Below are 14,370 nucleotides of genomic sequence, written 5' to 3'. Positions count from 1 at the left end.
GACCCGCCAGCAGCCAGGGCTGATCGGCTATGCTTGCGCAGCGCACGGAGCAAGTAACCGGCTTGGGACCCATGGATATCAAGTTCACCAATCGCCTGTCATACAAGCAAGCCCGGTTGACAGTCCTGGTCGGCTTCATCCTGGGAACATTGCTCAGTCTCATCCAGATCGGCATCGATTATGCCAGCGAAGACGCGTCCATCAACCGTGAAATTCAGGCGCTGCTGAAGATCAGCCACGACACGGCCTCGCGCATCGCCTACAACATCGACAGCGAACTGGCCCAGGAGCTCACCGGCGGCTTGATCAAGTCGCCTGCGCTGATCCGCGCGCGGCTGATCGACAACAACGAGACCGTGCTGGCCGACGCGCAGCGCCCGCGCCTGGAGAGCCGCTACCGGCCGCTGTCGGACTTCCTGTTCGGTGACCAGCGCCAGTTCCAGGACCGCCTGTTTCTCACCCATATGCCCGATGAGTACCTCGGCACGCTCTACCTCGATGTCGACACCTACGCGTTTGGCGGGCGCTTCCTCGACCGTGCCGGTGTCACCCTGGTCAACGGCTTCGCCCGCAGCCTGGTGCTCACTGGCATCCTGCTCGCGCTGTTCTACCTGATGCTGACCAAACCCCTGGTCACGGTGATCGGCGCCTTGAGCGGCAATGATTCGCGCACGCCCCGGCAAACCCGCGTCGATTGCCCCAACGGCCACGAGAACGATGAGATCGGCGTGCTGGTGCGGGTCGCCAACCAGCAGTTCGTCAGCATGGCCACCGAGATCCAGCAACGGCGCACCGCGGAAAACCGCCTCACGCAGTACCTCAACGAACTGGAAGACATCGTCTCGGCCCGCACCAATGAGCTCAAGGCCAGCAACAGCCGCCTGAGCCAGTCCAACCAGGAGCTGGAGGAAGCCCGCCGCCGCGCCCTGGACATGGCCCAGGCGCGCGCTGCCTTCCTGGCCAACATGAGCCACGAGATCCGCACCCCGCTCAACGGCATGCTGGGCATGATCGCCCTGACCCTGGACAGCGGCTTGGCCGCCGAGCAACGCCAGCAGCTGTCGATCGCCCACGACTCGGGCAAGGTGCTGGTGGAACTGCTCAACGATATCCTCGACCTGTCGAAGTTCGACGCCGGCCAGCTGGAGCTCGAGCGCATTCCGTTCGACCTCGGGGCGATGGTCGAGGACACCGCCAACCTGCTGTCGCAGAACGCCGCGCCCAGCGTCGAGCTGACCTGCCTGATCGCCCCGGACTTCCCCAGCACGGTGCTGGGCGACCCGACCCGGGTGCGGCAGATCGTCAGCAACCTGCTGTCCAACGCGCTCAAGTTCACCCGCTTCGGCCGCGTCGATGTGCGCCTGACCAGCATCGTCGGCGGCGTGCGCCTGGAAGTCAGCGACACCGGCATCGGCATCCCCGAAGAGGCCCAGGCGCGGATCTTCCAACCCTTCACCCAGGCCGGCGCCGGCATCACCCGCCAGTACGGCGGCACCGGCCTCGGATTGGCCCTTACCCGCAACCTGTGCAAAGCCATGCAGGGGCACCTGAACATCCAGTCCGAAACCGGCTTTGGCAGCCGTTTCAGCGCCGAGCTACCCCTGCCCGCCCATACCGAGGCCATCCCGCCGGCACCGCTGGCCGGGCGCATCGTCGCCCTGGGCAAGCCTGGCAGCGGCCTGGCCGAACTGCTGCAGGAACTGCTGCCGCGCTGGGGCCTGGACTATGCGCGCTTCGACGGCGCCGCGCAGCTGGCGGGCCAACCCGTGGACCTGCTGATCACCGACGACCTCGACCATATGCTCGACCTGCGCCCGGCGATCCAGGCGCCGATCCTGCTGATAACGGCCTACGGCAACTTCCTGCCCAGCGAACAGGCCACCCAGCTGGCGCCGCTGCACCAGCTGGCCCGGCCGCTGGCGCGCAATGCGCTGTACCAGACACTGCGCCGCACCTTGCAAGGCGAACCCAACGCGCCGCTGCCGCACGAAGTGCCCGCGTCCAGGGAGCGCCGGGCGCGCATCCTGCTGGTAGAGGACAACCCGGTGAACCAGCTGGTGGCCAAGGGCATGCTCGCCAAGCTCGGCTGCCAGGTGCAGGTCGCCGCCCACGGGGCCGAAGCCTTGGAATTGCTGGAGCAGGAAACCTTCGACCTGGTGCTGATGGACTGCAACATGCCGGTGATGGATGGCTACGAAGCCAGCCGGCGCATCCGCCAGAGCGGGCGTTGGCCGGAATTGCCGATCGTTGCGCTGACCGCCAACGCCATGCCCGAGGAACGCGAGCGCTGCCGCGCCGCGGGCATGAACGACTACCTGGCCAAGCCGTTCCGCCGCGAGGAGTTACTGGCGCTGATCGATCACTGGGCGCCAGTCAGCGGTTGAGCAGTGCCTCGATGGACGACTTCAGCGCCTCGGGCTTGGTGGTCGAGCCGAAACGGGTGACCTTGCCGCTAGCAGGATCGACCAGGAACTTGGTGAAATTCCACTTGATCTTCTGCGTACCCAGCACGCCCGGCGCGCGCCGCTTGAGCTCGACGAACAGCGGGTGGGCGCCGGGGCCGTTGACCTCGATCTTGCGAAACAGCGGGAAGCTCACGCCGAAATTGAGCTCGCAGAACTGCGCGATCTCCTTCGCATCGCCCGGCTCCTGCTTGCCGAACTGGTTGCAAGGGAAGCCCAGCACCACCAGGCCACGCTGGCCGTAGTCCTGCCACAGGCGCTCCAGCCCCTTGTACTGCGGGGTGAAGCCGCACTGGCTGGCGGTGTTGACCACCAGCAACGCCTTGCCGGCGTAGTCGCCCAGTACTTTCTGCTCACCGGAAAGGGTGACGCAGGGAATGTCCAGCAGTGCATCGGCCATGCGTTTGCTCCTTCAATCGCGGGGTTTGAGGTCCAGGCATACCGAGTTGATGCAGTAGCGCAGGCCGGTCGGTGGCGGGCCGTCGGGGAATACGTGGCCCAGGTGGGCATCGCATTGCGCGCAGGTGACTTCGGTGCGGATCATGCCGTGGGAGGTGTCGCGGATCTCGATCATCGCGGCCTCCTCGATGGGTTCGTAGAAGCTCGGCCAACCGCAACCGGAGTCGAACTTGGCCTTCGAGTCGAACAGCGGCAGGTCGCAGCAGATGCAATGGTAGACGCCATCGCGGCGTTCACTGTTGTACTTGCCGCTGAACGGCCGCTCGGTGCCCTTCAGGCGGCACACCTGGTACTGGGCGGGGTCGAGCATGGCGCGCCACTCTTCCAGTGTCTTGTCGATCTTTTGCATGAATGGACCTCGGCAGGCTGAATTTCACCTCGCACCGTCTTTATTTATGGCGCGGGTGGAACGTATATTAGTTGGCTTTCCCAGCCAGCCAGTCTGGCATGCGCCTCGCCCTTTTCAAACCATTGCCGGCGGCGCGCCGCGCCTTGTCCAACCAGGATCACATCATGCAGTTCAGCAAATCGAACAAGCTCGCCAATGTCTGCTACGACATTCGCGGCCCAGTGCTCAAGCACGCCAAGCGCCTGGAAGAGGAAGGCCACCGCATCCTCAAGCTGAACATCGGCAACCCGGCGCCGTTTGGCTTCGAGGCGCCGGACGAGATCCTGCAGGACGTGATCCGCAACCTGCCCACCGCCCAGGGCTACAGCGATTCGAAAGGCCTGTTCAGCGCGCGCAAGGCGGTGATGCAGTACTGCCAGCAGAAGCAGATCGAAGGCGTCGGCATCGAGGATATCTACCTGGGCAACGGCGTGTCCGAGCTGATCGTCATGTCCATGCAGGCCCTGCTCAACAACGGCGACGAAGTGCTGATCCCGGCCCCCGACTACCCGCTGTGGACCGCCGCGGTGAGCCTGGCCGGCGGCAAGCCGGTGCACTACCTGTGCGACGAGCAGGCCGACTGGTTCCCTGACCTTGACGACATCAAGGCCAAGATCACCCCGAACACCAAGGCCCTGGTGATCATCAACCCGAACAACCCGACCGGCGCCGTGTACTCGAAGGAGCTGCTGCTGGGCATGCTGGAGCTGGCGCGCCAGCACAACCTGGTGGTGTTCTCCGACGAGATCTACGACAAGATCCTCTACGACGAGGCCGTGCACATCAGCACCGCGTCGCTGGCCCCGGACCTGCTGTGCCTGACCTTCAACGGCCTGTCCAAGTCGTACCGCGTGGCCGGTTTCCGCTCCGGCTGGCTGATCATCTCCGGGCCCAAGCACCACGCCCAGAGCTACATCGAAGGCATCGACATGCTGGCCAACATGCGCCTGTGCGCCAACGTGCCGGCCCAGCACGCGATCCAGACCGCGCTGGGGGGTTACCAGAGCATCAACGACCTGGTGCTGCCGCCGGGGCGCCTGCTCGAGCAGCGCAACCGCACCTACGAGCTGCTCAACTCGATCCCGGGCGTGAGCTGCGTCAAGCCCATGGGCGCGCTGTACGCGTTCCCGAAGATCGACCCGAAGGTCTGCCCGATCCACAACGACGAGAAGTTCGTCCTCGACCTGCTGCTGTCGGAGAAACTGCTGATCGTCCAGGGCACCGCGTTCAACTGGCCGTGGCCGGACCACTTCCGCGTGGTGACGCTGCCGCGGGTGGATGACCTGGAGCAGGCGATCGGGCGTATCGGCAATTTCCTGCGCACCTATTCGCAGTAGGTTCGGCTTGATAGTTGGGGTGGCGCGGCAATCGAGCGCCGCCCACGCGGCGCGTCGCGGATGAATCCGCTCCTACATCGGTTGCAACGTGCCGTGTCCGCGTTGATGGCAACGCCACCTGGCCTGTAGGAGCGGATTCATCCGCGATGCGCCGCACAAGCGGCGCTCAATCTCACACGCGCTGCCACACCCACGGCAAACTTCCTTACATCCTGCAACGCTCTATCCCACGGCACCCCCAGCATCCTCTGCCATACTCCGCCGTACACAGTTTGAAATAGTCGCCCGGTTGAATCGCCGCGCCCTCCCCCTTATATACCCCGCAGTACGCAACAAACTCATCCGTCAGGAGAACGTGACAACCATGATGCGCATTCTGTTGTTTGTAGCCACCAACCTCGCGGTGGTGCTGGTTGCAAGCATTACCCTGAGCCTGTTCGGCTTCAACGGGTTCATGGCAGCCAACGGGGTTGACCTCAACCTCGGCCAGCTGCTGGTCTTCTGCGCCGTGTTCGGTTTCGCTGGCTCGCTGGTCTCGCTGTTCATCTCCAAGTGGATGGCGAAGATGACCACCGGCACCCAGATCATCACCCAGCCTCGCACCCGCCACGAGCAGTGGCTGCTGCAGACCGTCGAGGAGCTGTCCCGCGAAGCCGGCATCAAGATGCCCGAGGTGGGTATCTTCCCGGCTTATGAGGCCAACGCCTTCGCCACCGGCTGGAACCGCAACGACGCCCTGGTAGCGGTATCGCAAGGCCTGCTCGAGCGCTTCTCGCCCGACGAGGTGCGCGCGGTGCTGGCCCACGAGATCGGCCACGTGGCCAATGGCGACATGGTCACCATGGCGCTGGTGCAGGGCGTGGTGAACACCTTCGTGATGTTCTTCGCCCGCATCATCGGCAACTTCGTCGACCGGGTGATCTTCAAGAACGAAGAAGGCCACGGCATCGCCTACTTCGTCGCGACCATCGTCGCCGAGCTGGTGCTGGGCATCCTCGCCAGCATCATCGTCATGTGGTACTCGCGCCGCCGCGAGTTCCGCGCCGACGAAGCCGGCGCCCACCTGGCCGGCACCGGCGCGATGATCGGCGCCCTGCAGCGCCTGCGCTCCGAACAGGGCCTGCCGGTGCACATGCCCGACACCATGAAGGCCTTCGGCATCAACGGCGGCCTCAAGCACGGCCTGGCCGGCCTGCTGATGAGCCACCCGCCGCTGGAAGACCGCATCGACGCCCTGCGCCGTCGCGGTTGATCCCGGCAGCAACAAGAAAGGGCGACTTCGGTCGCCCTTTCTTGTTTGCGATCCCCCTGTAGGGGCCGGCTTTGCCGGCGAAGCAGGCGACGCGGTGCCTGGCACCGGCCTTGCCGGTGTTCGCCGGCAAGGCCGGCTCCTACCGAGTCAGGCGGTAGGCCCGCTCGACCAGGCTCGACACCCCAGCCTTGATGAACTTCGGGCTATCCTCGAGAATCTCCAGGCCCTCGACCTCGTCGACCTGCCACCCGGAAAACCCTGCACGCACTTCGGCATCCGGCACCGAGAACGGCGGCCCGTCAATCAACGCCTGGTCGTAATCCAGGGTCACCAGCACCCCGCGACACGCCGTCGGCAACTTCGCGCCCAGCAACGCCATGTAGCGCTCGCGCATCTCAGGCGGCAGCGCAATCAAGGCCGCCCGGTCATACACCCCCGCGCAATCGGCAAGATCCTCGGCACGCAAGGCAAACACATCCCCACACCAGATCTCCACCTCATCGCTGCGCCAGGCCTCGAACGCGCCGTGCTGCGTCACCTGCGCCGGCAGCCCATGCTCGGTGAAGAAATCCTCCACGGCGCGCCGCGACAACTCCACGCCCAACACCCGATACCCCTGCGCGGCCAGCCAGAGCATGTCCAGGCTCTTGCCGCACAACGGCACCAGCACCCGCGCGCCGGGGGCCAGCCCCAACGCCGGCCAGTGCGCCTGCAGGTACGGGTTCACCTGGAGTTGGTGAAAGCCGATCTGGTTGTCCGCCCACCGCTTGTGCCAGAACGCTGGCTCCATGATTCCTCCCGGTTTTTCGATAGGTAACCGTAAAAACTTATATTGGATCTCGATCGTTGGCTGACCGAAGATGGGCCATCTTACCTGCCAGGACTCCGCCATGCTGCCCAGCCTGTTCATCTCCCACGGATCCCCCATGCTCGCCCTGCAACCCGGCGCCAGCGGCCCGGCCCTGGCTGGCCTGGCCCGCGACCTGCCGCGCCCGAAGGCGATCGTGGTGGTGTCGGCGCATTGGGAGAGCCGCGAGCTGCTGGTAATGAGCAACCCACAGCCACAAACCTGGCACGACTTCCATGGTTTCCCGCCGGCCCTGTACGCCGTGCAGTACCCGGCGCCCGGCGCGCCGGAACTGGCCCGGCAGGTCGCCGAGCGCCTGGGTGCGCGGCTGGATGCGCAGCGGCCATTCGACCACGGCGCCTGGGTGCCGCTGTCGCTGATGTATCCACAGGCCGACATCCCGGTCATCCAGGTGTCACTGCCCAGCCAGGCCGGCCCCGCCCTGCAGCTGAAGGTCGGCCGGGCGCTGTCGGCGCTGCGCGAGGAAGGCATCCTGTTGATCGGTTCGGGCAGCATCACCCACAACCTGGGCGAGCTGGACTGGCATGCCGGGCCGGATGCGGTCGAGCCCTGGGCGCTGGCGTTTCGCGACTGGGTGGTGGCGCGGCTGCAAGCAGGGGACGAGGATGCGCTGGTGGACTATCGCCGACAGGCGCCATCCGCCGTGCGCAATCACCCCAGTGACGAGCACCTGCTGCCGCTGTACTTCGCCATGGGCGCCGGCGCACGGTTCGGCATCGTTCACCAAGGCTTCACCCTGGGGGCGTTGGGCATGGATATCTACCGGTTCGACTGAGCCATGCAGGGCACCTAGGCACGCCCCACGCACAACAGAGATCTAGCCTTCCACCGCATCAGACGGGTCCTACAACACCTCCTCGATTGTCACTGTTAGCGTTCGGCCTTTGCCGCCTCGACAAGGACATCGAATGTTCACCCTCCCCCCTGCGGAGCGTCTGCGCCTGTTCGCCGACGCCCTGCCCCGTGACGCGCAGGTGCTCGCCTTCAGCGGCGCCGAAGGCATCAGCACCCTGTACGGGTTCGATATCGAGCTGGTCAGCGAGAGCACCAGCCTGGCGCTGCAGACGCTGCTCGACCAGCCGGCATTCCTCGCCTTCGACGATCAGGGCCGAGGTGTGCACGGTATGCTGGCGCGTGCACGCCTGGGCAAGGTCGGCCAGCGCCTGACCCACTACCACCTCAGGCTGGTGCCGCGCATGGCGCGCCTGGAACTGCGCCACAACCACCGGATCTTCCAGCAGCGCACGGTGGCGCAGATCGTCGCCCTGGTGTTCAAGGAACACGGCATCCTCGCCGATGCCTGCCAGTTCCGCCTCGAGGCGCCCTTCCCGCCCCGCGACTATTGCGTGCAGTACGGTGAGAGCGACCTGGCCTTCATCGAACGGCTATGCCAGGAAGACGGCATCCACTATCGCTTCGAACACGCCCCCGATGGCCATCGGGTGGTGTTCAGCGATCACCAGATGCACTTCCCCCACCTGCCGCGGCCACTGGCCTTCGTCCCGGAAAACGGCCTCAACGCCGATACCGCCGTGGCCAGCGCCTTCTCCCTGGCGTTCGAATCCAGCGTCGAGCGGGTCGAGCTGCGCGACCACGACTTTCGCAAGAGCGCCACCGCCCTGGCCTACACCAGCCGGGCCGGCGACACACCCGCCCGGGAACACTACACCTACCCCGGCGGCCTGCTGCAAACGGTCGACCAGGGTCGTGGCCGCGCCCTGGCCCAGCGCACCCTGGAACGCTGCCGCGCCCGGCAGTGCACGGCCGAGGGGGCCAGCGACGAGCCGGGCCTGGTCAGCGGGCACCTGGTGAACCTGACCGGCCACCCGCAGGCGGCGTGCAACCAGCTGTGGCTGCTGACCAGCGTGGCGCACCAAGGGCAGCAATCGCAGGTACTGGAAGAGAACGCCAGCGCCGACGCCACCGCGCACTACGGCAACACCTTCACCGCCATGCCATGGGACACGATCTACCGCCCGCCCCTGAGCCACGCCAAGCCCCGCGTGCCGGCCAGCCAGGAAGCCCGGGTGACCGGCCCCCAGGGCGAGGAGGTGTACTGCGACGCCTTCGGCCGGGTCAAGGTGCAGTTCCACTGGGACCGCGAAGGCCGTGGCGACGAGCACAGCAGTTGCTGGTTGCGGGTCGCCTCGGGCTGGGCGGGCGACCGCCACGGCGCGCTGACCGTGCCGCGGGTCGGCATGGCCGTGCTGGTCAGTTTCCTCGACGACGACCCCGACCAGCCGGTGATCAGCGGCTGCCTGCCCGACAGCCTGCACCTGCCGCCCTATCCCCTGCCCGACTACAACAGCCGCACCGTGCTGCGCAGCCGCAGCCTGGGCGGTGGCGGCGGCTACAACGAGCTGTCCATGGACGACCGCGCCGGCCAGGAACTGGTCTACCTGCGCGCCCAGCGCGACCTGGAGGAACGCATCGAGCAGGACAGCTACCTGTACATCGGCCGCCAGCGCCATGCGCTGATCAAGGGCACCAGCCAGGTCACGCTGGAAGACGAGGACCAACGCACGGTCAGCGGGGCACGCAAGGTACTGCTGCGCAGCGATGACCACCTGACCGTCGAGCAGGCCAGCCAGACCCGCGTCGGCACGGTGCTGCTGCAGCACGCCGGCCAGCGGGTACAGGTGAGCGCCGATGGCGAGGTGCTGGTGGAGGGCGGCAACAGCATCAGCTTGAAAGTCGCGGGCCAGCACCTGCTGATCAACGCCAACGGGATCTTCGCCAGCAGCCCGCTGCAGATCGGCGGGGCGCCTGTCACCGGCCTGCCGACTGCGCCGGCACTGCCGGGGCAGCAGGCCGGGCAAACTGCGCCGGTGGCACTGTCGGCCCCCGTATCCGCCTGGCAACGGACACTATTGAGCACCAGCCAGGCCACCGCCAGCGACTACTGCCCGCTGTGCGAAAGCTGCCGCGACGGCCTGTGCCTGCCGGCGGGAGGTGGCCGATGAGCGCGATCTCCCCCTGGCAGTGGATAACCCGCCAGCGCGCCCAGGGCCGCGATATCGCCCTGGTGCTGGATGCCCATGTCGAGGCGCGCCAGACGCTGATGGGCAGCTTGCCCCCCGACCGTCGCCAGGTGCTGTACCAGCAGACCGACGCCGCCTACCTCGCGCTCCATGGGCCAGCCTGCTTCCTGGTCGGCGAGGCCGAGGTCCGGCTGATCCAGCCGCTGCTGGAGCTGCCGGACGATCACTGGGGCTGGCTGGCCAGCCTGGCGCCGGGCGACCTGCCCGCCTGGGTCGAGCACTGGCGCGCACGCTTGCTGGTCGGCGAGCCGCCACAGCGGGCGCTGTACCGCTTCCACGACAACCGCGTGCTGGCCCGTGGCCTGGCCGCGGCCCGGGCGACGTTGCCGGCCTACCTCGGGCAGGCCATCAGTGTGTGTTACTGGCAAGGGCAGGCCTGGGCGACGCTGGACAACCCCGCGCCGGGCGCCCATCCACTGCCAAGCGAGCCCGCCTGGCTGCAACTGCCCGCGCCAAATGTCACGGGCCCGGTGGCCCGGGCCAATGCCCATCGCTACCTCTACAGCCACCACTTGCCGGCGTACCTGGCCCTGACCGAGCGGCAACCGCCCCGTGCCTGGCTGCACCGGCAGTTGCAGCGTGCGCAGGACTGGGGGTGGCACGCGCCGGCGCAGATCGAGTTCCTGCTGGTGCTCAGCCTTCGTTCGCCCGGCTTCGAACTGCCCCGGGAATGCGCGCCGCTCTTCGGCGAATCGCCCCAGGCCCACGTGGACCGTTTGCGTCGGCATACGTTGATTTGAGGACAGAGGCAAAGATGAACAGCGCTGCAATCAAAGGTTTCATGTGGGTGGGCATCACGCTAATGGCCGGAGACACCGACAAGGTACCCAACACCTTCACATTGATTGGCGAACTTCCCCCCAACTTTTCCTATACCGCCTCGACGGTGTATGTGCCCGAGCCGGGAAAAGACTGCGCCGTGACCGATTGGCGTCGGAGCATGCCATCGTTCAATCGGAAGCGCGACGTACCATACAACCCGGTAGCCATTGTTGAAATCCGCAAAGTCATCAAAGGCTGCCAGATGATACTGGACAGGATAAAGATCGATATTATCGCCAAATATGGCGATAAATCCTACCAACAAGACGGCGACTCGGCCAACATCGGTACGTATGTAACACTGGAAGACAAATACCGACGCACACTGCAATCCGACACCGAAGATATCTTTTATGGGGTATGCCAATGGCGGTTCCGCACAACCAGTGCGGAGCGACATATTGTAAAAGTTCTTGATTGCAAGAAAGATAATGAGCGCGGAGAGAAAGGCCGCGGCAAGCCTTTTGCAGCCTACACGCTGGATCAACTACCCGGCAAAACAATAAGAATGAATTTACGACTAGCGGACACCGAGCGCCCCTATTTCAAAGACACCTGGGTGGAGTTCCCCAACGGCTGGAAGCGATGCCTAGGGAAAGGTATGCATGACTTGAGTGGTTACTGTCGAGGAAATCACACAGATTTCAGTGAATTCATTATGCCCGACGGAAGGCATTGCACTATTTATCCAGGCTGCAAGGAGTAATCAATGAGCACAGCCAGACCCATATGCATCGTTTGCTTAGGCAAATCTTGACTTCAGCACAGGGGTAATGATGAAAAACACTGCAATCAAAAGTTTCATGTGTGCAGGCATCACACTAATGGCCGGATGCACCGACAAGCCGTCCAATACCTTCACATTGATCGGCGAACTCCCCCCAAATTTTTCCTATACCGCCTCGACGGTGTATGTACCCGAGCCGGGAAAAGACTGCGCCGTGACCGATTGGCGCCGGAGCATGCCGTCGTTCAATCGGAAGCGAGACGTACCGTACAACCCGGTAGCCATTGTTGAAATCCGCAAAGTAATCAAAGGCTGCGAGATGATACTGGACAGGATCAAAATCAATATTATCGCCAACTATGGCGATAAATTTTACCAACAAGACGGCGATTCAGCCAACATTGGCACGTATGTAACCCTGGAAGACAAATACCGACGCACACTTCAATCCGACAATGAGGATACCTTTTACGGGGTATGCCAATGGTTATTTCGCACAGCCAGTGCAGACCGAATAATTCAAAAAATTCTTTCTTGCAAAAAAGATAATGAACGCGGAGAGAAAGGCCGCGGCAAGCCTTTTGCCGCTTACACGCTGGATCAATTACCCGGCAAAATAATCAGAATGAATTTACGTCTAGCGGACACCGAACGCCCCTACTTCAAAGATACTTGGATAGAGTTCCCCAATGGTTGGAAGCGATGTCTAGGCGAGGGAATGGCAGATCTACATGCTTACTGTTGGGGCAACCACACAGACTTCAGCGAATTCATCATGCCCGATGGAAGGCTTTGCACTATCTACCCAGGTTGCAAGGAGTAACCAATGAGTACAGGCAACAAGTTGAGTGAGGAATTACTTTCACCCTTAAATAGCATAATGCTGACCTGCCCTACCCGGGGAGAGCAGACAAGCTTTCAGCTGGTTGACGAGAATGGGGATGGCACGCCTTATGCCGGCATATTTTTTGAAATATTCGACATTGAAGGCGAGCAATATAGTGGCTATTTAGATGCCAATGGCAAAGGCGAAGCACATAACCACTTTATCGGTCCAGTCTCGTTGCTTTTTACAAACGAATTTTCTGAAAAGAGCAAAATTCATACAACCTTAAGGACGCGTGAAGACTATCCTTTGAAAATAACCGAGCTTCAGGTACGCGCCGAGAACACCCGCCACCTGAATCGTGATGCCTCCAGAACCACCAGCAATCCAGCCCAAGCCCACGCTGACCACTTCTATCAAGTGGAAGTCCGAGAGCTCGTCCGCCATAACAGTCATCTCCCGCCCCTGTCCGCACGCGCCTTCCCCCCCCCAAAAAGCCATCAATGTGCTCATGGAGGAACATGGCCGATACGGCGTCGGGCTGATGCCAGGCAAGCACACCGTACTGGAGGTGCGCCCGCTGCGGGCACTCAGACCGATGCTGTCGTTCGACCCTGCATTCTGTGCACTGAACCTGTACCAGTTGGCCTTGATGGCAACACTCAGCTACAACCCCTTCGGCCAGGAACCGGCCGAGCATCCCGTGCTAGCGCCCACAGTCAGCTTCCCCCATGTGCCAACCATGGGTAACTGGTTTGGCGAAGCCCTGGCCAGTTCCAAGGAAATCTGGCGCGTGGATGCCTCCCAGCAGCAGGAGTGCTTCCCACTGTACGAAGAGGTCCCTTATTCCGAACGTTGGGAGATCGTGCCTTTCGATCCCGGGCTATACGCTGCCAACGACCCGGCATTGGGAAAAGATCAGGAGAACCCCGCCAACATCCATTTCCTTGACGACAGAGGCGACAGCGACGCCACCGATACCCAGGCGTTCATCACCCACAATGCCGAAGTGATGGTGATCGCCATTCGCGGCACCAGCGAAATTCCCGAAGACGTCATACGCGATGTCGATGCAATGCAAGTGCCTTTCAAAGAGGGCAATGGGCAAGTGCATCGGGGCTTCTACGAATCGGCCCAGAAGGCCTACCAATTCGCCACCCTCTACCTCCGCAGGTTTCACCAATCCCAACAACTGTTCATCTGCGGCCATAGCCTCGGCGGCGCCGTAGCATTGCTGCTCGCCGAAATGCTACGCCGCTCTACCCCCGGCCTCACCCTCCAGCTCTACACCTACGGCGCCCCACGCGCCGGCGACACCTCCTTCATGAATGGCGCCGCCGACCTGGTCCACCACCGGGTCGTCTTCGCCAACGACCCGGTGCCCAGCCTTCCACCGCCCTGGCTGAACACCCGCTGGGACGTGCTCAAGGCCGGCCTGCTCGCCACCCTGGCCCGCGCACCGTTCGGCCTCGACATGCTGCAGGCAGGGCTGGTGAACCGTGATGGCGAGCAATACGAGCACCACGGCAAGCTTTGGCATTTCATGCCGGTGCATTTCGTCGGTGGCGAGCGCTCGGCGATCCTCTGGTCGCCCGGTTGCCAGGCCATCACCGAGCGCGGCTTGTGCAACCGCGTGCTGAACACCGAGAACGGGCTTCCGGAGCGGGCCTTGCTTGGCCAGATGCTTGGGGCTGGCGACCACACCATGGTCGCCAGCTATGTCCCCGGCTGCTGGGCGACCTTGCGCCGCTACCAGCAGGCCCTGGGCAGCCAGACCCCGGCGGTGACCCTGCGCGAACTCACGTTGATCGACGAAACCCTGGAGGCGATCAGGGCACAGTTCGCCAAACGCCACGCCACCCTCCTGCGCACCCAGCCGGCGCGCCGGGCCCTCGAACTCGGCATGCTCAGCCACGAGATGGAGCAGATCCAGGCCACCCGCCAGCGCATGGCCACCTTGCGCCACAGGCCCATCAGCGAAAAGGACGTGTACGGCTCCCTGGCTGGCCAGCCGCAACTCGCAGAGGCCCTGGCCCGCTGGCAGGCGCACCCGAGGAACCAGCGCCTGGAACTGCTGGCCCAGGCCCCGACCGAGATCAAGCCAAAGCTGCCGGACATCGAAGTGGTGACTTACGAACAGATCCTCGCCAGCCTGGACGACCCTCTGGACCTCATCTGAAAGATGGCG

Annotated in this window: 13 protein-coding genes; 9 read left to right on the top strand and 4 right to left on the bottom strand. The window is 63.8% G+C overall.

The genetic code is table 11. The features are described 5' to 3' along the window. Nucleotides 1-29: 29 nt before the first annotated feature. Nucleotides 30-2,384, top strand: coding sequence for a hybrid sensor histidine kinase/response regulator (locus PSEEN_RS07360; RefSeq protein ID WP_011532860.1), 2,355 nt, complete (start codon nucleotides 30-32; stop codon nucleotides 2,382-2,384). On the opposite strand, the gene PSEEN_RS07355 is transcribed toward PSEEN_RS07360, so the two are convergent. Beyond that, complete coding sequence (locus PSEEN_RS07355) at nucleotides 2,374-2,862, bottom strand: glutathione peroxidase (RefSeq protein ID WP_011532859.1); 489 nt, start codon at nucleotides 2,860-2,862, stop codon at nucleotides 2,374-2,376. The two genes, PSEEN_RS07360 and PSEEN_RS07355, sit on opposite strands and share 11 nt — an antisense overlap. Before the next feature lie 12 nt (nucleotides 2,863-2,874). Then, nucleotides 2,875-3,270, bottom strand: coding sequence for a peptide-methionine (R)-S-oxide reductase MsrB (msrB, locus tag PSEEN_RS07350; protein ID WP_011532858.1), 396 nt, complete (start codon nucleotides 3,268-3,270; stop codon nucleotides 2,875-2,877). Nucleotides 3,271-3,434: 164 nt separating this feature from the next. Here msrB and PSEEN_RS07345 point away from each other — a divergent pair, with 164 nt between their 5' ends. After that, a complete protein-coding gene (locus PSEEN_RS07345; protein ID WP_011532857.1) occupies nucleotides 3,435-4,646 on the top strand; it encodes a pyridoxal phosphate-dependent aminotransferase in 1,212 nt (403 codons plus the stop codon). A gap of 364 nt (nucleotides 4,647-5,010) precedes the next feature. After that, entirely contained in the window at nucleotides 5,011-5,898 is an 888-nt protein-coding gene (htpX, locus tag PSEEN_RS07340) for a protease HtpX (protein WP_011532856.1), read from the top strand. 139 nt (nucleotides 5,899-6,037) lie between these two features. Here the strand turns inward: htpX and PSEEN_RS07335 are convergent, their stop codons facing one another. Beyond that, nucleotides 6,038-6,688, bottom strand: a complete 651-nt coding sequence (locus PSEEN_RS07335) for a thiopurine S-methyltransferase (RefSeq protein WP_011532855.1) — start codon at nucleotides 6,686-6,688, stop codon at nucleotides 6,038-6,040. Nucleotides 6,689-6,788: 100 nt separating this feature from the next. Here PSEEN_RS07335 and PSEEN_RS07330 point away from each other — a divergent pair, with 100 nt between their 5' ends. From PSEEN_RS07330 to PSEEN_RS07310, 5 genes are all read left to right on the top strand, one after another. After that, nucleotides 6,789-7,541, top strand: coding sequence for a DODA-type extradiol aromatic ring-opening family dioxygenase (locus PSEEN_RS07330; protein ID WP_011532854.1), 753 nt, complete (start codon nucleotides 6,789-6,791; stop codon nucleotides 7,539-7,541). A 133-nt stretch (nucleotides 7,542-7,674) separates the two neighbouring features. Continuing rightward, nucleotides 7,675-9,729: a type VI secretion system tip protein TssI/VgrG gene (gene tssI, locus PSEEN_RS07325; protein ID WP_011532853.1), complete on the top strand. Its 2,055-nt coding sequence runs from the start codon at nucleotides 7,675-7,677 to the stop codon at nucleotides 9,727-9,729. Beyond that, on the top strand, nucleotides 9,726-10,547 hold the full coding sequence (locus tag PSEEN_RS07320) for a DUF4123 domain-containing protein (protein WP_011532852.1): 822 nt from the start codon (nucleotides 9,726-9,728) through the stop codon (nucleotides 10,545-10,547). Before tssI ends, PSEEN_RS07320 begins: the two co-directional genes overlap by 4 nt. 14 nt (nucleotides 10,548-10,561) lie before the next feature. Continuing rightward, nucleotides 10,562-11,335: a hypothetical protein gene (locus PSEEN_RS07315; protein WP_011532851.1), complete on the top strand. Its 774-nt coding sequence runs from the start codon at nucleotides 10,562-10,564 to the stop codon at nucleotides 11,333-11,335. Between the two features lie 70 nt (nucleotides 11,336-11,405). Next, the gene (locus PSEEN_RS07310) at nucleotides 11,406-12,179 is read left to right on the top strand and encodes a hypothetical protein (RefSeq protein WP_011532850.1); all 774 of its coding nucleotides are present in this window, start codon (nucleotides 11,406-11,408) and stop codon (nucleotides 12,177-12,179) included. Nucleotides 12,180-12,467: 288 nt separating this feature from the next. On the opposite strand, the gene PSEEN_RS26990 is transcribed toward PSEEN_RS07310, so the two are convergent. Then, nucleotides 12,468-12,695 (bottom strand): hypothetical protein, encoded by a 228-nt coding sequence (locus tag PSEEN_RS26990; RefSeq protein ID WP_231845298.1) that lies wholly within the window; start codon nucleotides 12,693-12,695, stop codon nucleotides 12,468-12,470. Nucleotides 12,696-12,726: 31 nt separating this feature from the next. On the opposite strand from PSEEN_RS26990, the gene PSEEN_RS25775 reads away from it, so the two are divergent. Beyond that, nucleotides 12,727-14,361: a lipase family protein gene (locus PSEEN_RS25775; RefSeq protein ID WP_231845297.1), complete on the top strand. Its 1,635-nt coding sequence runs from the start codon at nucleotides 12,727-12,729 to the stop codon at nucleotides 14,359-14,361. The last annotated feature ends 9 nt before the right edge of the window (nucleotides 14,362-14,370 follow it).

Origin of the sequence: Pseudomonas entomophila L48, assembly GCF_000026105.1 — a bacterium.
In the GTDB taxonomy this organism is placed as follows: Bacteria; Pseudomonadota; Gammaproteobacteria; order Pseudomonadales; family Pseudomonadaceae; genus Aquipseudomonas; species Aquipseudomonas entomophila.
This window is presented reverse-complemented; position numbering and strand designations above follow the sequence as displayed.